Genomic DNA, 18,394 nt, shown 5'->3' with positions numbered 1-18,394 from the left:
TCGGTCTCCAGGAATCAGTCGAAACGCAGGCGGCGTTCGGCGAAGACGTACAGGCGTCGCCAGACCGCGCGGTTGAAGAGGGTCACGAACAGCGACATCACCGCCACGCCGAGCAACACCCGCGGGCCATCGCCGGCGGCGGTGGCGCGGGCGATGTAGGCGCCGAGGCCGTAGGCCTGTACCTGGGTGTGGCCCCAGCTGGCCAGCTCGGCGACGATGCTGGCGTTCCAGGAACCGCCGGAGGCGGTCAGCGCGCCGGTGATGTAGTACGGGAAGATGCCGGGCAGGATCACCCGCCGCCACCAGGTCCACGAACGCAGGTGGTAGATGGTGGCCGCCTCGCGCAGATCGGTGGGGAACGCGCTGGCGCCGGCGATCACGTTGAACAGGATGTACCACTGGGTGCCGAGAATCATCAGCGGCGACAGCCAGATGTTGGGATTGGCGCCGGTGCTGACGATGGCCAGCACCGCGAACGGGAACAGCACGTTGGCCGGGAACGCGGCCAGGAACTGCGCCAGCGGCTGCACCCGCTGCGCCACCTTCGGGCGCAGCCCGATCCACACGCCGATCGGCACCCACACCACACTGGCCAGGGCGATCAGCACCACCACGCGCAGCAGCGTGGCCAGACCGCCACCGAAGGCCTCGGCCAGGTCGTGCAGGCCCAGGTGGCGACGGCCATAGTCGTAGGCGAACCAGGCCGCGGCCGCACCGGCCAGCGCCAGCGCCGCGCTCCACAACCGATCGCCCCACACGCCACTGCGGCCGGGTTCGCGCGTCGTCGCCACGGGCTGCGGCTTGTGCCGCGGCGCCCAGCGCACCAGCATGGCGCGCTGCCAGACCCAGGCCAGCGGCGCGACCAGCCGCTTGGCCAGGCGCGTGCGCCGCAGCAGGTCGTACAGCCACGACTGCGGCTTGTCCTGCGAGGCGGTGAGCTCGGCGCGGAACTTGTCCGACCAGGCCACGATCGGGCGGAACAGCAACTGGTCGTACAGCGCGATCAGCACCGCCATCGCCACCACCGCCCAGCCGACCGCGGCGAAATTGCGCTGGGCGATCGCCAGCGCCAGGTACGAGCCGATACCGGGCAGTTCCAGGGTGTGGTCGCCGACGCTGATCGCCTCGGAGGCGACCACGAAGAACCAGCCGCCGGACATGGACATCATCATGTTCCAGATCAGCGAGGGCGTGGCGTACGGCGCCTCCAGCCGCCAGAAGCGCTGCCACGCGCTGAGCCCGAAGCCGCGCGCCACCTCGTCCAGGTCGCGCGGCACGTTGCGCAGCGACTGGTAGAACGAGAACGCCATGTTCCAGGCCTGGCTGGTGAAGATGGCGAAGATCGAGGCCAGTTCGGCGCCGATCTGGCGGCCGGGGAACAGGCCCAGGAAGAAGGTCACGGTGAAGGTGAGGAAGCCTAGCACCGGCACCGACTGCAGGATGTCCAGCGCCGGCACGATCACCCGTTCGGCGCGCCGGCTCTTGGCGGCCAGGGTCGCCACCACGAAGGTGAAGAGCAAGGAGGCGGCCATCGCCGCGAACATCCGCAAGGTGGTGCGCAGGCCGTACTCGGGCAACTGCCACAGATCCAGCGACACCGCGGCGGTGCCTGCCGGCGGCAGCGGTGCGCGCATGTCCGATGCGCCGTGCAGCAGCAGCGCGCCCAGACCCAGCAGCAGCGCGAACACCGCCAGATCGTGCAGGTTGGGCAGCACGCCGGGACGTGCGGCGAGCTGTCCGGGCGCGGAGCGGTCGCGGGCGAATGGCAGCATGGGAAGTTCCGGCAGGAGCGGCAGGCGGCGCCGCAGGTAAAAGGACGCTGGCGCGGGTCGCGACGCGGACCGCCCAGTGTGACCGGGGAAGATGTACGCCGTGCGTCAGCCGCTGGCCGCGCGGGCATGCACCGACTGAGCGGCGCACGCACGCCGTCGCCGCGCCACGCAATCGCGCAGCGGCGAACGAATCAGGGACGATGGCGATGGCAGGCGCATGGGCGGCTCCGACGATGGGAAACGCCAGGGGCTACGCTCGGAGTCCTCGCGGATCGGGCTTGCGCATTCTCGGAATCAAGGCCAGCGGCGAGAGGCTGGCGAACGATCCCGTCCTGAGCGGACGGGACCCATCTGGGACGACCCAGACCGTGGCGGTCCTGTCAGCTCTGTCGCTGCAGCGTCGGTCTAGGATGACTGTCCAAGGAAGGTGGCCTCTGGCCGGGAAACGATGGGCGCGCGCAGTATAGCCAGCTGCTGCTGCGCCGCAAGTCCGCGCGGCGCCCGCGGCGCCACGCATTCACTGCGCAGCCAGCACCAGCCGCGGATGGGTCGCCGGCGCCACTTGCTGGCGCGCGCGCAACCAGGCCGCCAGCTCGCGCGGCGGCAGCGGCCGCGAGTGCAGATAGCCCTGGATCTCGTCGCAGCCCTGCTCGCGCAGCAACGCCTCTTCCTGAACCGTCTCCACGCCCTCGGCCACCACCTGCATGCCCAGCGCGTGGCCGAGTTGCACGATCGCCTGGGTGACCTTGGCGGTGCCGCTGTCGTGCAGCATGTCCTGCACGAAGCTGCGGTCGATCTTCAGCCGCTGCACCGGGAAGCGGTTGAGGTAATGCAGGTTGGAGAAGCCGGTACCGAAATCGTCCACCGCCAGCAGCACGCCTTCCTGCTCGAACAGTTCGAAGCAGCGGCGCAGCGACTCGCTGTCGCGGATCAGCGCCGACTCGGTCAGCTCCAGTTCCAGCCGCTTCGGCGACCAGCCGTTGCGCTGGCACAGTTCGATCACCCGCTCGGCGAAGCCGCGGTCGCGCAACTGCATCGCCGAGACGTTCACCGAGACGCGGTCGAAGCTCAGCCCCGCCGCATCCCAGGCCGCGGCCTGGCGGCAGGCCTCGCCGATCACCCAGTCGCCCAGCCGCACGATCTCGCCGCATTCCTCGGCGATCGGGATGAACTCGGCCGGATTGCAGTGGCCGTGGCCGGGGCGATGCCAGCGCAGCAGCGCTTCCACCGCCGGTGCGCGCTCGCCCGCCGCATGCACCAGCGGCTGGTACACCAGCGAGAACTCCTCGCGGTCCAGCGCGCCATGCAGGGCGTGCTCGATCTCCAGGCGCCGCTGCGCGCGCAGCAGCACATCCTGGCTGTAGTAATGGCAGGTGTTGCGCCCGGATTCCTTGGCCGCGTACATGGCCGCATCGGCTGCGCGCAGCAGGCCATCGAAGTCCTGGCGGCCCTCCTCCATCAGCGCGATGCCGATGCTGGCGCCGATCTTGATCACGTTCTCGCCGCTGTGCAGCGGCTCGGCCAGCGCCGCGATCAGCTTACGCGCCACGTGCCCGGCGTCGCCGGGCTCGGCCAGGTCGCGCAGCACCACCACGAATTCGTCGCCGCTGAAGCGGCCGAACAGGTCGCTGGTGCGCAGTTGCTGGTGCATGCGGGTGGCCGCGAGCTTCAGCAAGGCGTCGCCGGTGGCGTGGCCGAAGGAATCGTTGATGCTCTTGAAGCCGTCCAGGTCGACGAACAGCATCGCCAGCGTGGTGCCGCGCTCCACCGCATCGTGCATCGCCTTCTCGGCCTGCTCGCGCAGCAGCTGCCGGTTCGGCAGGCCGGTCAGCAGGTCGTAGTGGGCCAGCAGTTCGATGCGCTCGCTGGCCTCGCGCTCGCGGGTGATGTCGCGGAACAGCACCACGAAGCGCGGCGGCAGGCCGTCGCGCTCGTCCAGTTCGATCAGCACCTGCACCCAGATGCGCTGCCCGGACGGGCGGTGGAAGCACAGGTCCAACTGCTCCGGCAGGCCGCCCTCGGCGATGCGCACCAGCGCCGACTCGAACGCATCGCGCGAGTCCTGGGTGTACAGCGCCAGCGCGTGGTCCAGATCGATGGCCTCCTTGCGCAGGCCATGGATGCGGTAGCACTCCTCGGTCCACTGCATGCGCCGGGTGCCGACCTCGATCTCGCAACCGCCGATCTTGCCCAGCGCCGAAACGCGGTTGAGCAGTTCGGTGCGCCAGCGGATCAGCGCGTCGGTCTGGCGTTGCTCGGTGATGTTCTGCACCTGGCCGAGCACGCGCTGGATGTGGCCGTCGGCCTCCACCTGCGGCTGCGCCCATACCCGCAGGTGCAGCGGCGACTCGCTGCCGCGCACCAGCTCGACCTCGAAATTGGCCGGCTTGGCCTCGCGCGCCATGCGCCGCCAGATCGAGATCAGCTGCGCCCGCGAATCGCGGCTGAGCAGACGCAGCCAGCCACGGCTGCTCGGCGCGCGTTGTTCGTCCAGGCCGGTCACGCGCAGGAACTCGCGCGAGCACCACACCCGGTCGCCCAGCGGGTCCCAGGACCAGCTGCCCATGCGGGTCATGCGCTGCGCCTCGCGCAGCAGGGTCTGCTGGTCGCGCAGGCGCTGCTCGAGCAGCTTCTGCTCGTGGATGTCGGTGTGCGTGCCGATCATGCGCAGCGGGCTGCCGTCGGCGGTGCGCGCGACGATGCGGCCGCGGTCCAGGATCCAGTGCCACTGCCCGTCCTGCCGGCGCAGGCGGAACTCGCACATGTAGGTTTCGGTACGGCCCTCGAAATGCGAGCGGATCGCCTGGCGCAGGCGCTCCTGGTCGTCGCCGTGGACCAGCGGCAGCAGCGCGTTCAGGCCGTCGGCCGGGGCGTCGCCGGCATAGCCGAGCATGCGTTTCCAGCGCTCGGAGCGGAAAATGGTGTCGCTGGGGATGTCCCAGTCCCACAGGCCGTGCTCGGCGCTGTCCAGGGCGATCTCCCAGCGGGTGGCGCCGTCGCTGCCGACCGGTTCGGGCACGCTGAGGGTGTAGGCCAGCAGCCCGCCGCTGTCGTCGCGGACCGCGCGCAGCCAGCCGTCCAGGCGTCGCCCGGCGGTGCCCGGCAGGGCGCAGGCCAGCATGGTCTCGCCGCCAAGCAGGCGCTCGCGGGCCGCACGCAACAGCTCGGCGTACGCCTCCACGGTGCGCGGCAACTCCAGTGCCTGCGCTGCCCGGTTCGCCGCCAGCGGCCTGCCATCGGCGTCCAGCAGGACGAGCGCCGAGGTGAGCGGGTGCTGCAGCAAGCTTGCGATGACGCCTTGATCCACGCCGAGATACTCCGTTTCGCCGCCCTGAAGGCCAGCGGTCGAAGGTGATAACGGCACCCGGTGGCATTAATTGAGCGCCGGCGCCGCCCGGCGATGGGCCGCGGCGGCCATCAGCGGCTAAGATGTCTACCGGACACGGACCACCGCAGCAGGCTGCCGGGGCATGCAACCACAACGCGACAGTTCCCTGCCCCCTCAGGCGACCTCCGGCATGCGCCTGGCGCAACGCCTGGACCGCGGCATCTGGCGCGTGGTGCTCCTGTACGTCCTGCTGGGACTGGCGCTGTCGATCGGCAGCGATCTGGTTCTGGTGCATTTCGTAGACGATCCCGGCACGTTGATCGTCTTGCAGCTGGTCAACGACGCCCTGTTCCTGGCGCTGACCGCGGTCGCCCTGTACTACCTGCTGCGCCCGCTGGTGCGCGCCGCGGTGCAGGCGCACACCCGGCTGGCGCTGTCGGAGGCCGGCTACCGGCAGATGTTCCACGCCAATCCCAGCCCGATGCTGGTCTACGACCTGGAAAGCCTGCGCATCCTCGACGTGAACCCCGCCGCGGTCGCCTTCTTCGGCTGGTCGCACGACGAGTTCGTCGGCCTGGAACTGTCCCGGCTGTGGCCGCCCAGCGCCAGCGCCCGCCTGGCCGAGGTGATCGAGACGATCCGGCAGACCCCGTCCAAGACCTGCGTGGTGGCCGAGCCCCTGCGCCTGCGCGACGGCAGCCAGTGCATGGCCGAGGCGCGCAGCACCAGCCTGGACTACCACGGCCGGCAGGCGCGGCTGGTGGTGATCAGCGACCGCAGCGCCGAGTACGACGCGCAGCGCCGCCGCGACCTGGCCCTGCGACATCTGCAGGAGGCGCAGTCGATCGCGCGGCTGGGCTCCTGGCAGCTCGACCGGGCCAGCGGCCTGGGCAGCTATTCCGAGCAGGTCTACCGGATGCTCGGCCGGCGCGTGCCGGACCAGCCGCGCCAGCACCGCCTGGAAGAGCTGCTGGTGCCGCCCGACGTGCCGTCGCAGGCGCGCATCCAGCGGGTGATCGAGGATCTGTGCGGCAGCGCGCCGCTGCAACTGGACATGCTGCTGCCGGTGCTGGCCGCCGACGGCCAGGCGCGCATGCTGCATCTGCGCGCCGAATCGGCCGACGACGACGCGGGCGGCGCCTGCGTGCACGGCACCCTGCAGGACGTGACCGAGCACGAGCGCTCGCGGCGCCTGCTGCACGAGCGCGAGGAGCAGTTCCGCGAGCTGGTGCGGGTGCTGCCGGACGGTGTGGCGATCCTGCACCAGGAACACGTGCTGTACGCCAACGCCGCCTGCGCCGGGCAGTTCGGCTTCGAGGGGGAGAACCTGCTCGGCGAGCCGCTGCAGGGCTTGGTCGACAGCGCCGACCTGGCGCTGGTGCGGCAGCGGATGGGCGCGGCCGGCGCCAAGGGCGAGCGCGGCGCCACCGCGCGCATGTGCCGCCGCGACGGTTCGCTGTTCCACGCCGGGCTGTCGTTCGGCAACGTCCGCTACAGCGGGCGCGACTGCAAGCTGCTGATCGTGCGCGACCTCAGCGAACCGGAACGCATGCGCGATGCGCTGGCGCAGAGCAACCGCGAGTTGCAGGCGATGGCGCGGCGCCTGTTCTCGCTGCAGGAAGACGAGCGCCGCGCGATCTCGCGCGACCTGCACGACGACATCGGCCAGGCGATCACCGCGATGAAGCTGTCCGCGCACGCGGCGCTGGACGAGACCGACGCCGAGCGCCGCCGCGAGGACCTGAGCGAGATCGTGCAGCTGGCCGACAGCAGCATCACCAAGCTGCGCAACCTCTCCACCCTGCTGCGGCCGCCGCAACTGGACGCGCTCGGCCTGGAGGCGGCGCTGCGCTGGCAGGCCGGCATGCTGTTCCGCGCCTCGCCGGTGCGCCTGCAACTGGACATCGCGCCCCTGCCCGAGCGGCCCAGCGGCGAGGTCGAACAGGCCTGTTTCCGCATCGCCCAGGAGAGCCTGACCAACGTGCTGCGCCATGCCAGCGCCGGCGAGGTGCGGATGACCCTGGGCGACGAGGAACGCCAGCGCCTACGCCTGGAAGTGGTCGACGATGGCGACGGCTTCGATCCGGCCGGGCCGCGCGGCCTGGGCCTGATCGTGATGCGCGAGCGCGCACAGAGCGCCGGCGGTACCCTGCAGATCGACACCGCGCCCGGCGCCGGCACCCGGGTGACGCTGTGCCTGCCCTACACCACCGCGGCACCGCCGTCGCCCCCTCCTGGAACCTGAGCCGATGTGGAATCCCGCCAGCGCCGTACCCGTGGACGACGAACTGCCGTCGCGCCTGGGTGCGGGTCACCCCGCCCTGACCGGCATGATCGCCGAGGCCTTGGCCGGCGGGCCGGGAGTGATGCTGCTGCACATCGACATCGACCACTTCGCCTCGATCAACGAGAACATGAGTCCGGAGGTCGGCGACCAGGCGCTGGCGCTGCTCGCGCACCGGCTGCAGGCGCACCTGCGCGGCCGCGGCCTGCTGTGGCGCCACGGCAGCGACGAACTGGTGATGGCGGTGCCGCGCACCGCCGACGTGCCGCCACCGGAAGCCTTCGCCGAGGAGATCCGGCAACAGATCGAGCTGCCGCTGTCGGTGCTGCCGTACACCCTGTTCATGACCGGCAAGATCGGCGTGAGCCTGTGCCCGGAGCATTCCACGCGGCTGTCGACCCTGCTCGACTTCGCCGAGGACGCGGTCTACCAGGCCGCGCGCGAAGGCGGCAACCTGGTGCGCCTGTACGCCGCCGACGGCCCGCCGAGCGCGCACAGCGAGAGCATCATCTCGCGGCAGATCGTCGACGCCATTCCCAACGGCGAACTGCGCCTGCGCTACCAGCCGATGGTCAGCGCCCGCGACGGCCGCGTGGTCGGCATGGAATCGCTGCTGCGCTGGCAGTCGCCGACCCTGGGCATCCTGGTGCCGGAGCGCTTCATGCGCACCGCCGAGCGGCTGGGCGTGATCGTGCAGATCGGCACCTGGGTGATGGAAGGCGCGCTGCGCCAGGCGCGGCTATGGCGCGACCAGGGCTTCGACGACTTCACCATCGCGGTCAACGTCTCCACCCTGCAGCTGCTGCGCCCGACCTTCTTCAACGAAGTGATGTCGGCGCTGCAGGTGGCCGGGGTGCCGCCGCAGATGGTGGTGCTGGAGATCAACGAGAGCGCGCTGACCAACAACGTCAACTTCGTCCACGAGACCCTGGCCAACCTGTGCCGCGAAGGCATCAGCCTGAGCCTGGACAACTTCGGCACCGGCGATTCCAGCCTCAGCGCGCTGGTGCGCTACCCGGTGGACAAGCTCAAGATCGACCGCAGCTTCATCAAGAGCGCGCCGGCCGGCAACCGCGAGGCGGCGATCGCCCGCGCGATCATCGCCATGGGCCACCAGCTGGGCATGGTGGTGATCGCCAACGGCGTCGAATCGCAGGCGCAACTGGGCTTCCTGCGCCGCAACGACTGCGACATCTTCCAGGGCTACCTGTTCGGCGAACCGATGTCGGCCGAAGCCGCCGGCATGGCCCTGCGCCGGCGTTACCTGCGCCCGGAATCGTTCACCGAGACGCGCCCGGACCGCACCCTGCTGCTGCTCGACGACGAGGAGAACGTGCTGCGCTCGCTGGTGCGCCTGTTCCGCCGCGACGGCTACCGCATCCTCGCCGCCGGCAACGTCCGCGACGCCTTCGACCTGCTCGCCACCAACGACGTGCAGGTGATCCTGTCCGACCAGCGCATGTCCGACATGAGCGGCACCGAGTTCCTGGGCCGTGTGAAGATGCTCTACCCCGACACCATCCGCCTGGTCCTGTCCGGCTACACCGACCTGGCCACCGTCACCGACGCGATCAACCGCGGCGCGATCTACCGCTTCCTGACCAAGCCCTGGAACGACGACGAACTCCGCGAACACATCCGCCAGGCATTCCGCACGCACGACGAACAGCGCAGGGATGCGGGGCCCTGAGAAGCCGGGATCGGGGAATGGGGAATCGGGAATGGGAAAAGCCGCATCGCGGCTTTTCGTTTTTCATATCAAATCATTGAGGCGACATCGGGTACGCGGAAATCGAACAGCGGCCGTGCTGCCCGCTTTTCCGATTCCCCATTCCCGATTCCCCATTCCCGGCTACTTCGGCTGCCTCACCGGAATCACGATCCGGAACGTGGAGCCTTCGCCGACGGTGCTGCTGACGTCGATGCGGCCGTGGTGCTTGTTGATGATGCCGTAGGAAATCGACAGGCCCAGGCCGGTGCCGCTGCCGACCGGCTTGGTGGTGAAAAACGGGTCGAAGATGCGCTGCAGCAGGTCCGCCGGAATGCCGGCGCCGGAGTCCTTGAACTCGATCCACACCTCTTCGCCGTCCTGGCCGGTGCTGACCACGATGGTGCCGCGCTCGCCGATCGCCTGGCCGGCGTTGAGCAGCAGGTTCATGTACACCTGGTTGAGCTCGGACGGCAGGCACTCCACCAGCGGCAGGTTGCCGTAGTGGCGCTCCAGGGTGACCTTGTACTTGAGCTCGTTCCAGATGATGTTGATCGTGGATTCCAGGCCCGAGTGCAGGTCCACCAGCTTCCACGACTCTTCGCGGCCGGAATACGAGAAGTCCTTGAGGTCGCGGACGATGCGGGTGACCCGCTCGATGCCTTCGCGCGACTCGGCCATCAGTTGCGGCAGGTCGCGGCTGATGAAGTCGATATCGAAGCGGTTGCGGATGTCGTCGATCTCCGGGATCAGCGCCTTCGGGTCGGGCGCGCGCAGGGCGCGCTCGTAGGCCTCGATCAGGGTGAACAGGCTGCGCAGGTATTCCTGCAGGCTGCCCAGGTTGGAGTGGACGTAGCCGATCGGGTTGTTGATCTCGTGGGCGACGCCGGCGGCGAGCTGGCCGATCGAGGCCATCTTCTCCGACTGCAGCAGTTTTTCCTGGGCGCCGTTGAGGCGCAGGTAGGCCTGGCGCAGTTCGGCGTGGCGCTGCTGCAGCTCCTGTTCGTAGTCCTGCTGGCCTTCGATGCCCTGGATCAGCATCAGGTAATGGCCGCCGCCCGCGTCGGCATGGAAGTACAGATGCGCCAGCACCACGTGCTGCTCGGTCGGGAGGCTGCCGCTCCAGCGGCCGCTGCTGCGTGCCTGCGACAACGCATCGCTGGGCAGCCACTGCGCCAGGTGCGCGGCCAGGCCGCCGGCGTCGGCGCCGGAAAGATGGCGGCGCGCCGCGCTGTTGGCCAGCAGCAGCTGGCCGTCGGCGCGGAACAGCACCACGCCTTCGTACAACAGTTCGCTCAGGGCGCGCAGTTGCTCGCGCGCAGGCAGGACAAGCGGTTCGGTGGGATTGATTTCGGCGAAATTCACGACAGGCCGCGGGCGATCGATGGATGCCCAATATACGCCGTTGTCGCCGGCGGATGCGCGCCCCGCCGTGGGACGCGCTGCGGCTTACGCGACCGCCAGCGGACGCTGGGAGAGCGGCGTGCTTGACTCGCCGTTGGCGTCGTAGGACGACGCGCTCTCGCTGCGGCCGAGGTGGCGCAGCGCCCAGTTGACCTCGCGCCGGCGCCGCGACAGCAGCGCGCCGTTGGCGCGGTTGGCGTCGGCGAGTTCGCGCAGGCGCAGTTCGGCCTCGGCGCCGGCGGGCACGTCGGCCTCCAGTGCGCGCAGGGCCGCCAGCTTGGCGCTGGTCGCCTGCATGAGGCCTTCCACGTTGTGATCCAACAACGCCTGGCGCTCGCCGGCGAGCGCGTCGCTGAGCTGCTGCAGGGGGTTGGTCACGGACGTGTTCATGCGCCGAGTTGCCGATCCATGTCGATCATGCGGCTGGCGATCGCGTCGGGGTTGATCTTGTAGCTGCCGTTCTGCAGCGCCGAGCGCACCGCATCGACGCGGCTGCTGTCCACCGCCGGAGCGGCCGACAGTTGGCGTTGCAGGGTCTGCAGACCGGAGGCCTCGCCGGTCAGGCGCAGGCTGTCGGTTGCAGCGGCCGCACCGACCGCACGGTCCTTGCCTTCCTCGGACGCGCCGGAGGCGGCCTTGGTCGAGACGGACGACGTGCGAAGGGTGGCCGGGCTCGGCAAGCTCCCTTCAATTTTCTGGCTCATGACGGACATCCTGTTACGGGTTCGGTGTAAATAACGGCACAGCGTCGGAGAACTTTAGCCGGGATCTCATCGCGTCACTAAAACGTCGCCGTTTTGTGACACAGTTCCCTGAACGATGCGTTTGGACGACAGGTTTTCGACGGTTACCCGCTCGTTTTCGCCCGCATCGCCCAGTGCGCGCCCGGACATGCGCACTTCCAGGCCGCCGCTGCGGGCCACCAGCGCCACATTGTCGCCGCGCCGGACCAGCCGCGGCGCGACCAGGTCGGTGGCGGACAACAAGGTGCCGGCCGGCAGGGTCCGCCGTACCACCTTGCCGATCGCCGCCTCCGGCTCGGTCATCGCGGCGCCGACGATGCGCGCCGCGTCGCGCTTCTCGGGGACGATATCGGCCGCGCCGATGGTTTCTCCAGCGGACAGGCCGCGCGCCAGCACCAGGACATGCTGCATGCGCCGCACCTTGACCGGCACGAACAGCCGCCAGCCGGTATCGCGCGGGCAACTCACTTCCACGGTCGTGGTACCGGTCGGCTGGGCCTGCAGCGGCACCGGGCACAGCGGCACCCGTACCGAGGGGTCCAGGGTCGCCTCGGCATCGGCGTCGGCGCCGGCCAGGGACAGCGCCGCGGCACGGATCGAGTCCACCGACTGGAAGTCCGTGGCCCAGGCCGGCGTGGCCGCCAGCAGGACCAGCAATAGGATCGGGCGCATCGCCGTCTCTCTCGGAAAGGTCGCCGACACGATGCAAAGACCGTGCCGGAAACCGCACGGTCGATCTGCGCCCTGCCCTCAAGTTCCGCCACGACAGCGCCGATATGAACGCCATGAGTCACGACCTTCTCAACCGAATCGACCAGCGCACCCGCTTGGCGGGGCACAACCGGCTTGCCCTGCTGCTGTTCCGGCTGGGTGGTCGCCAGCTTTTTGGCGTGAACGTCTTCAAGGTGCAGGAAGTGCTGCGCCGGCCGGAGCTGTTCCAGGTGCCGGGGCTGCCGCTGCAATTCTCCGGCGTCGCCGACGTGCGCGGGCGCTCGGTGCCGGTGCTCGACCTGGGCCTGGCCATCGGCCACCCGGAGCGCGAGCCGAACGCGGACACCGCGCCAGGCTATCTGGTGGTGACCGAGTTCAACCGCTCGGTGCAGGGCTTCCTGGTCAGCGGCGTGGAGCGCATCGTCAACATCGCGGTGGAGGACATCCATCCGCCGCCGGAACTGGGTGCCGAATCCAGCTACCTGACCGCGGTGACTCGCTTCCAGGGCGAGCTGATCCAGGTGATCGACGTGGAAAGCGTGCTGGCCGACATCGCCCAGACCCGGGTCGAGGCCAACCTGGACCCGTCGCTGGCGCTCACCGGCCCGCAGTTGCAGGTGCTGGTGGTCGACGACTCGCGCGTGGCGCGGCAGCAGATCCGCAGCGTGCTGGACCAGCTCGGGGTCGCCGCGACCCTGCTCTCGGACGGCCGCCAGGCCTTGGACCATCTCTTGCAGATCCACGCCGCGGGCGAGAATCCGGCCGAGCGCTACGCCATGGTGATCTCGGACATCGAGATGCCGGCGATGGACGGCTACACGCTGACGACGGAAATCCGCCGCCATGCCGGCCTGTCCGGCCTGTACGTGCTGTTGCACACCTCGCTGTCGGGCGTGTTCAACAATGCGATGGTCGAGCGCGTGGGCGCCAACGCCTTCGTGGCCAAGTACAGCCCCAACGAGCTGGCCGAGTACGTGCTGACCCGGCTGCGGGTCGTGGCCGCGGCCGCGCAGGCAGCCGCCTGACCCGGGCGCCGCGCCCGCCGCGCGGCCTGCCCGACCTTTTATAACGCGCGGGCGCTCCCCGCCTGCCGCGGCAACCCCCTGATCTCACGGGCCTTGCGCCCGACTTTGGCACGCGCCTTGCCTGTGGTTTCGGCAACGAACCGCGGGATCGTGCCATGTCCAATCCGATCACAGCCTACTTCGGCGTCCACGGCGACGCCCTGCCGCTGCGCGAGCAGCGCATGAAGCTGATCGCCAGCAACCTCAGCAACGTCGACACGCCCGGGTACAAGGCCCAGGACCTGGATTTCGACGCGGCGATGCGTGCCGCGCAGGGACAGCGCGAGGGGACCCAGCTCGCGGTCGACGACAGCCGCCACATCGCGGTCGGCGGCGATGGCCTGAACCCGTTCCAGGTCACCCGCGTCGCCAGCCAGCCCAGCCTGGACGGCAACACCGTCGATCCGGACGCCGAACGCGCCGCCTACGGCCGCGCCGCGCTGGAGTACCGCGCCTCGCTGAGCTTCCTCGAATCCAAGGTGCGCAGCATGCTCACCGCGATCACGGGCCAATAAGCCATGAGCAACCTGCCGATCTTCGACGTCGCCGGCTCCGCGCTGCAGGCGCAGTCGGTGCGCATGAGCACCATCGCCAGCAACCTGTCCAACGCCGATTCGGTGGCCGGCTCGGCCGAGGCGGCCTACAAGCCGATCGAGCCGATCTTCCAGGCGGTGCGCAATCCGCACGACAGCAGCCTGACCTCGGTCAACGTCAAGCAAATTGCCACGACCAACGCACCGCCGATCAAGCGCTACGAACCCGGCCATCCGCTCGCCGACGCCGACGGCTACATCTATTCGCCCGATGTGGACCCGGTCTCGCAGATGGTCAACCTGATCTCCGCCTCGCGCAATTACCAGGCCGGCGTGGAGGTCCTCAACACCGCCAAGGAACTGGCGCTGGCCACCTTGACCATGGGCCGCTGATCCGCCCTCCCTCCGCCGCGTCACGTCCCAGGACCGCTTCCATGACCAGCGTCACCAGCTCCACCGACACCACCTATTCCAGCCTGGGCCTGAGCGCCTCGAGCAACACCAGCACCACCAGTGGCAAGGCGCTGCAGCAGGCCGACTTCCTGAAGCTGATGACCGAGCAGCTGCAGCACCAGGATCCGCTCAAGCCGATGGACAACAGCCAGATGGTCGCGCAGATGGCGCAGCTGTCCACCGTGCAGGGCATCGGCGACCTCAACAAGACCGTGACCGCGCTGTCCGCGTCGATGAGCACCGACCAGGTGCTGCGCGGCGCCAACCTGATCGGCCACAAGGTGCTGGTGCCGTCGGCGACGCTGCCGCTGGGCGCCGAGGGCAGCACCGGCGGCCTGGTCGCGGCCAAGGCCGCGGGCGTGGTCGACGTCACCGTCAGTGACGCCAACGGCCAGCCGATCAAGAAGATCAGCCTGACCGCCGACAAGGCCGGCCAGCTCGATTTCGCCTGGGACGGCACCGATGCCAGCGGCAAGCGCATGCCGGCCGGCAGCTACAGCATCACCGCTGGGCAGACCGACGCCCAGGGCAACCAGTTGTCCCTGTCCACGTACGTCCAGGCGCCGGTCGAGAGCGCCATCATCGGATCGGACGGCATCTATCTCGACCTGACCGGGCTCGGCACCACGCCGCTGACCAACGTTCTCCGCGTCAGCTAACGCCACGCCGACCATCCACAGGAGTCCACCATGGGTTTCAATACATCGCTGTCCGGCCTCAGGGCGGCCAATACCGACCTCAACGTCACCGCCAACAACATCGCCAACGCCAACACCACCGGCTTCAAGGGCTCGCGCGCCGAGTTCGCCGACCAGTTCACGCTCAACGGCTACGGCCTGGCGCGCAACGCGGTGGGTTCGGGCGTGCGCGTCAGCAACGTCGCCCAGCAGTTCTCGCAGGGCACCATCGATCCGACCGGGCGCAGCCTGGACCTGGCCATTTCCGGTTCCGGCTTCTTCACCCTCTCCAACAACGGCGCCCGCGTGTACTCGCGCGCCGGCAACTTCCAGACCGACGCCAACGGCTATGTGGTCAATCCGCAGGGCGCGCGGCTGCAGGTGTTCCCGCCGGCGAGCAACGGCAACGGCTTCGCGGCCGGCACCCTGACCGACCTGCAGCTGCTGACCACCGACAGCCCGCCCAAGCAGTCCAGCACGGTCAACCTGACCTTCACCCTGCCCGGCAACACCCAGCCGCCGACAGTGACCACGTTCGATCCGAACGATGCCAACAGCTACAACAACTCCAGCGGCGGCACCACGGTCTACGATTCGCTGGGCGTGGCCCACGTGCAGACCTCGTACTTCGTCAAGACCTCCACGCCCAACCAGTGGACCGTCTACAACTACGTGGACGGCGTGGCCGCCGGCGGCGCCAGCACGCTGCAGTTCTCCAGCAGCGGCGCGCTGGTCAGCCCGGCCGACGGCAAGATCGCGCTGGGCTCCTTCACCCCCGCCACCGGCGCCGGCACCCTGTCGCTGACCCTGAACATGTTCGGGTCGACCCAGTACGGCGAGGCCTTCGCCCTGCGCGGTGCGACCCAGGACGGCTACGCCAGCGGCAAGCTCAACTCGATCAGCATCGACGAGAAAGGCATCGTCTACGCGCGTTACTCCAACAACGCCGACAAGGCGCTGGGCCAGATCGCGGTGACCAACTTCGTCAACCCGCAGGGCCTGAGTTCGCTCGGCGACAACGCCTGGGCGGAAAGCTCGGCCTCGGGCATCGCCCGCACCGGCTCGCCGGCGACCTCGGACTTCGGCAGCGTGCAGTCCGGCGCACTGGAATCCTCCACCGTCGACCTGACCGAGCAGTTGGTCAACATGATCGTGGCCCAGCGCAACTTCCAGGCCAACTCGCAGGTGATCTCGACCCAGGATCAGGTCACGCAGACGATCATCAATATGCGTTGACGACCACCGGGAATCGGGAATGGGGAAACGGGAGTCGTGAACGCGGTTCCCGCCACCGACCTCCCGCTTCCCTCCATTCCCGATTCCCCATTCCCGGTTCCCTCCAATGGACAAAGCCCTCTACGTCGCCATGACCGGCGCCCGCGCCTCGCTGCAGGCGCAGGCCACCGTGTCGCACAATCTGGCCAATGTCGAGACCTCCGGGTTCAAGGCGGCGCTGGCCAACACCGAGGCGTATCGGATTCCTGGCGCCGGTTATCCGTCGCGCATCGATGCGCTGCACATCGACCAGGGCTTCAATCGCGATGTCGGCGCCCAGCACATGACCGGCAATCCGCTGAATCTGTCGCTGGATGCCGATCGCTGGCTGGCGGTGCAGTCCTCCGACGGCAAGGAGGCGTACACGCGCGGCGGCGAATTGGCGCTGACGCCCAACGGCCAACTGGTCACCGCCAGCGGCCATGCGGTGCTCGACGACCAGGGCAACCCGGTGGCGATCCCGCCGCACCAGTCGCTGGAAATCGGCAACGACGGCACCGTGTCGATCGTGCCGCTGGGCGAAGCCCCCACCGCGATGAGCACCATCGCCACCCTGAAGGTGGTGCAGGCGCCGGCGGACCAACTCACCCGCCGTCGCGACGGCCTGATGCGCAACGTCAGCGACGATCCGGCCAAGGCCTTCGCGCCGGCCACCGGCAACTCGTTGCGCACCGGCATGCTCGAAGGCAGCAACGTCGATGCCGCCGGCGCGCTGGTGCAGATGATCCAGTTGCAGCGCCAGTTCGAAATGCAGGTCAAGGTCATCAAGAACGGCGACGAGAACGCGCAGTCGGCCAACACCCTGCTGCGTCTGAACGGCTAAGGCGAGCCTCGGCGCCAGCGGCGCCGGTTTGGCACGGCACATGCATCACTCCCTGCGCCCCCGGCGCGTCGTGCCGGGGCCACCATCAGAGGAACTCGGGTCATGAATCAGGCTTTGTGGGTCGCCAAGACCGGACTGGATGCGCAGCAGACGCGCATGTCGGTCGTCTCCAACAACCTGGCCAACACCAACACCACCGGTTTCAAGCGCGACCGCGCCAACTTCGAGGACCTGCTGTACCAGCAGGTGCGACAGCCCGGCGGCGCCAGCTCCTCGCAGACGCAGTTGCCCTCGGGCCTGCAGATCGGCACCGGCGTGCGCGTGGTCGCCACCGCCAAGGATTTCGAGCAGGGCAGCCAGCAGCAGACCGGCCGCGCCCTGGACGTGATGGTCAACGGCCGCGGCTTCTTCGAAGTGCAGATGCCGGACGGCACCACGGCCTACACCCGCGACGGCAGCTTCCAGATCGATGCGCAGGGCCAACTGGTCACCAACAGCGGCTACGCGATCCAGCCGGGCATCCAGATCCCCGAAGGCGCGCAATCGGTGACCATCGGCAACGACGGCACGGTCAGCGTACAGATCACCGGCACCGCCGCCGCGCTGCAGGTCGGCTCGCTGACCCTCACCGACTTCATCAATCCCTCCGGCCTGCAGGCCAAGGGCCAGAACCTGTACGTGGAAACCGCCGCCTCCGGCCCGGCGACGAACGGCACGCCCGGCCTCAACGGCCTCGGCAACATCGCGCAGGGTGCGCTGGAAGGCAGCAACGTCAACGTGGTGGAAGAGCTGGTGAGCATGATCGAGACCCAGCGCGCCTACGAGATGAACGCCAAGGCCATTTCCACCACCGACTCCATGCTCGGCTATCTGAACAACAACGTCTGATCCCCTCGACTCCGGAATCCGCCATGTCGCGCCTGTCCTCTCTCTCCTTCTCCGCCGCGCTGCTGCTGCCGGTCCTGCTCGGCGGTTGCGCCGGTCTGGGCGTGGCCGCTGGCGACGTGCGTCCGTACGCGCCGATGGCGCCGATCACGCCGGTGATGGCACCGCAGGCACAGCCCACGGCCGGCGCGATCTACGCCGCCGGCCCCGGCCTGCAGCTGTATTCGGACCGTCGCGCCCGCGACGTCGGCGACCTGCTGACCATCACCCTGGTCGAAAGCACCAACGCCAGCAGCACCGCCAACACCAGCATCAGCAAGAAGGATGCAGTGACCATGGCCACGCCGACCCTGCTCGGCGCGCCGCTGACCGTCAACGGTACCAACATCCTCAACAACGCCACCAGCGGCGACCGCAGCTTCGCCGGCAAGGGCAACACCGCGCAGAGCAACACCATGCAGGGCAGCATCACCGTGACCGTGATGCAGCGCCTGCCCAACGGCAACCTGGTGATCCAGGGCCAGAAGAACCTGCGGCTGAACCAGGGCGACGAACTGGTGCAGGTGCAGGGCGTGGTCCGCGCCGCCGACATCGCCCCGGACAACACCATTCCCTCGAGCAAGGTGGCCGAAGCGCGCATCGCCTACGGCGGCCGCGGCGCGGTCGCGCAGTCCAACGCGATGGGCTGGCTGAGCCGTTTCTTCAACTCGCGCATCTCGCCGTACTGAGGCCCG

General features: G+C 69.0%; 16 protein-coding genes. 10 read left to right on the top strand and 6 right to left on the bottom strand.

Annotation, left to right across the window (positions count from 1 at the left end; genetic code table 11):
• Positions 1-14: 14 nt before the first annotated feature.
• Together Q7W82_RS13095 and Q7W82_RS13090 are read right to left on the bottom strand one after the other, a co-directional pair.
• Positions 15-1,772, bottom strand: a complete 1,758-nt coding sequence (locus tag Q7W82_RS13095) for an ABC transporter permease subunit (protein ID WP_242158644.1) — start codon at positions 1,770-1,772, stop codon at positions 15-17.
• Between the two features lie 517 nt (positions 1,773-2,289).
• Complete coding sequence (locus tag Q7W82_RS13090) at positions 2,290-5,079, bottom strand: bifunctional diguanylate cyclase/phosphodiesterase (protein ID WP_242158643.1); 2,790 nt, start codon at positions 5,077-5,079, stop codon at positions 2,290-2,292.
• A 163-nt stretch (positions 5,080-5,242) separates the two neighbouring features.
• On the opposite strand from Q7W82_RS13090, the gene Q7W82_RS13085 reads away from it, so the two are divergent.
• Both Q7W82_RS13085 and Q7W82_RS13080 read left to right on the top strand, forming a co-directional pair.
• Positions 5,243-7,345, top strand: coding sequence for a PAS domain S-box protein (locus Q7W82_RS13085; RefSeq protein ID WP_242158642.1), 2,103 nt, complete (start codon positions 5,243-5,245; stop codon positions 7,343-7,345).
• A 4-nt stretch (positions 7,346-7,349) separates the two neighbouring features.
• A complete protein-coding gene (locus tag Q7W82_RS13080) occupies positions 7,350-9,074 on the top strand; it encodes an EAL domain-containing protein (RefSeq protein ID WP_160947198.1) in 1,725 nt (574 codons plus the stop codon).
• 162 nt (positions 9,075-9,236) lie between these two features.
• On the opposite strand, the gene Q7W82_RS13075 is transcribed toward Q7W82_RS13080, so the two are convergent.
• From Q7W82_RS13075 to flgA, 4 genes are all read right to left on the bottom strand, one after another.
• Positions 9,237-10,457, bottom strand: a complete 1,221-nt coding sequence (locus Q7W82_RS13075) for an ATP-binding protein (RefSeq protein WP_242158641.1) — start codon at positions 10,455-10,457, stop codon at positions 9,237-9,239.
• An 84-nt stretch (positions 10,458-10,541) separates the two neighbouring features.
• Entirely contained in the window at positions 10,542-10,886 is a 345-nt protein-coding gene (locus Q7W82_RS13070) for a flagellar protein FlgN (protein WP_242158640.1), read from the bottom strand.
• On the bottom strand, positions 10,883-11,200 hold the full coding sequence (gene flgM, locus Q7W82_RS13065; protein ID WP_242158638.1) for a flagellar biosynthesis anti-sigma factor FlgM: 318 nt from the start codon (positions 11,198-11,200) through the stop codon (positions 10,883-10,885). Before flgM ends, Q7W82_RS13070 begins: the two co-directional genes overlap by 4 nt.
• A 66-nt stretch (positions 11,201-11,266) precedes the next feature.
• Entirely contained in the window at positions 11,267-11,911 is a 645-nt protein-coding gene (flgA, locus tag Q7W82_RS13060) for a flagellar basal body P-ring formation chaperone FlgA (protein WP_160947195.1), read from the bottom strand.
• Between the two features lie 113 nt (positions 11,912-12,024).
• Here flgA and Q7W82_RS13055 point away from each other — a divergent pair, with 113 nt between their 5' ends.
• From Q7W82_RS13055 to flgH, 8 genes are all read left to right on the top strand, one after another.
• Positions 12,025-12,975 carry a chemotaxis protein gene (locus Q7W82_RS13055; RefSeq protein WP_242158635.1) on the top strand — a complete coding sequence of 317 codons (951 nt, stop codon included), beginning with the start codon at positions 12,025-12,027 and terminating at the stop codon, positions 12,973-12,975.
• Between the two features lie 155 nt (positions 12,976-13,130).
• Positions 13,131-13,529: a flagellar basal body rod protein FlgB gene (gene flgB, locus Q7W82_RS13050; RefSeq protein WP_242083481.1), complete on the top strand. Its 399-nt coding sequence runs from the start codon at positions 13,131-13,133 to the stop codon at positions 13,527-13,529.
• 3 nt (positions 13,530-13,532) lie between these two features.
• Positions 13,533-13,940 carry a flagellar basal body rod protein FlgC gene (gene flgC, locus Q7W82_RS13045; RefSeq protein ID WP_160947193.1) on the top strand — a complete coding sequence of 136 codons (408 nt, stop codon included), beginning with the start codon at positions 13,533-13,535 and terminating at the stop codon, positions 13,938-13,940.
• A 41-nt stretch (positions 13,941-13,981) separates the two neighbouring features.
• Positions 13,982-14,659, top strand: coding sequence for a flagellar hook capping FlgD N-terminal domain-containing protein (locus Q7W82_RS13040; RefSeq protein WP_242158632.1), 678 nt, complete (start codon positions 13,982-13,984; stop codon positions 14,657-14,659).
• A gap of 30 nt (positions 14,660-14,689) precedes the next feature.
• Positions 14,690-15,913: a flagellar hook protein FlgE gene (gene flgE, locus Q7W82_RS13035; protein ID WP_242158630.1), complete on the top strand. Its 1,224-nt coding sequence runs from the start codon at positions 14,690-14,692 to the stop codon at positions 15,911-15,913.
• Between the two features lie 106 nt (positions 15,914-16,019).
• Positions 16,020-16,775, top strand: coding sequence for a flagellar basal body rod protein FlgF (locus tag Q7W82_RS13030; RefSeq protein WP_242158628.1), 756 nt, complete (start codon positions 16,020-16,022; stop codon positions 16,773-16,775).
• Between the two features lie 102 nt (positions 16,776-16,877).
• Positions 16,878-17,663, top strand: a complete 786-nt coding sequence (gene flgG / locus Q7W82_RS13025) for a flagellar basal-body rod protein FlgG (protein ID WP_242158619.1) — start codon at positions 16,878-16,880, stop codon at positions 17,661-17,663.
• A 23-nt stretch (positions 17,664-17,686) separates the two neighbouring features.
• Positions 17,687-18,388 carry a flagellar basal body L-ring protein FlgH gene (gene flgH / locus Q7W82_RS13020; RefSeq protein ID WP_010341760.1) on the top strand — a complete coding sequence of 234 codons (702 nt, stop codon included), beginning with the start codon at positions 17,687-17,689 and terminating at the stop codon, positions 18,386-18,388.
• The last annotated feature ends 6 nt before the right edge of the window (positions 18,389-18,394 follow it).

This window comes from Xanthomonas indica, from assembly GCF_040529045.1.
In the GTDB taxonomy this organism is placed as follows: Bacteria; Pseudomonadota; Gammaproteobacteria; order Xanthomonadales; family Xanthomonadaceae; genus Xanthomonas_A; species Xanthomonas_A indica.
This window is presented reverse-complemented; position numbering and strand designations above follow the sequence as displayed.

Coding starts and splice junctions, on each gene's coding strand:
- Q7W82_RS13095 (WP_242158644.1), bottom strand. CDS start 1,772: ATGCTGCCATTCGCCCGCGACCGCTCCGCGCCCGGACAGCTCGCCGCA.
- Q7W82_RS13080 (WP_160947198.1), top strand. CDS start 7,350: ATGTGGAATCCCGCCAGCGCCGTACCCGTGGACGACGAACTGCCGTCG.
- flgE (WP_242158630.1), top strand. CDS start 14,690: ATGGGTTTCAATACATCGCTGTCCGGCCTCAGGGCGGCCAATACCGAC.
- Q7W82_RS13040 (WP_242158632.1), top strand. CDS start 13,982: ATGACCAGCGTCACCAGCTCCACCGACACCACCTATTCCAGCCTGGGC.
- flgC (WP_160947193.1), top strand. CDS start 13,533: ATGAGCAACCTGCCGATCTTCGACGTCGCCGGCTCCGCGCTGCAGGCG.
- Q7W82_RS13085 (WP_242158642.1), top strand. CDS start 5,243: ATGCAACCACAACGCGACAGTTCCCTGCCCCCTCAGGCGACCTCCGGC.
- Q7W82_RS13055 (WP_242158635.1), top strand. CDS start 12,025: ATGAGTCACGACCTTCTCAACCGAATCGACCAGCGCACCCGCTTGGCG.
- flgB (WP_242083481.1), top strand. CDS start 13,131: ATGTCCAATCCGATCACAGCCTACTTCGGCGTCCACGGCGACGCCCTG.
- flgM (WP_242158638.1), bottom strand. CDS start 11,200: ATGAGCCAGAAAATTGAAGGGAGCTTGCCGAGCCCGGCCACCCTTCGC.
- Q7W82_RS13030 (WP_242158628.1), top strand. CDS start 16,020: ATGGACAAAGCCCTCTACGTCGCCATGACCGGCGCCCGCGCCTCGCTG.
- flgH (WP_010341760.1), top strand. CDS start 17,687: ATGTCGCGCCTGTCCTCTCTCTCCTTCTCCGCCGCGCTGCTGCTGCCG.
- Q7W82_RS13070 (WP_242158640.1), bottom strand. CDS start 10,886: ATGAACACGTCCGTGACCAACCCCCTGCAGCAGCTCAGCGACGCGCTC.
- flgG (WP_242158619.1), top strand. CDS start 16,878: ATGAATCAGGCTTTGTGGGTCGCCAAGACCGGACTGGATGCGCAGCAG.
- flgA (WP_160947195.1), bottom strand. CDS start 11,911: ATGCGCCCGATCCTATTGCTGGTCCTGCTGGCGGCCACGCCGGCCTGG.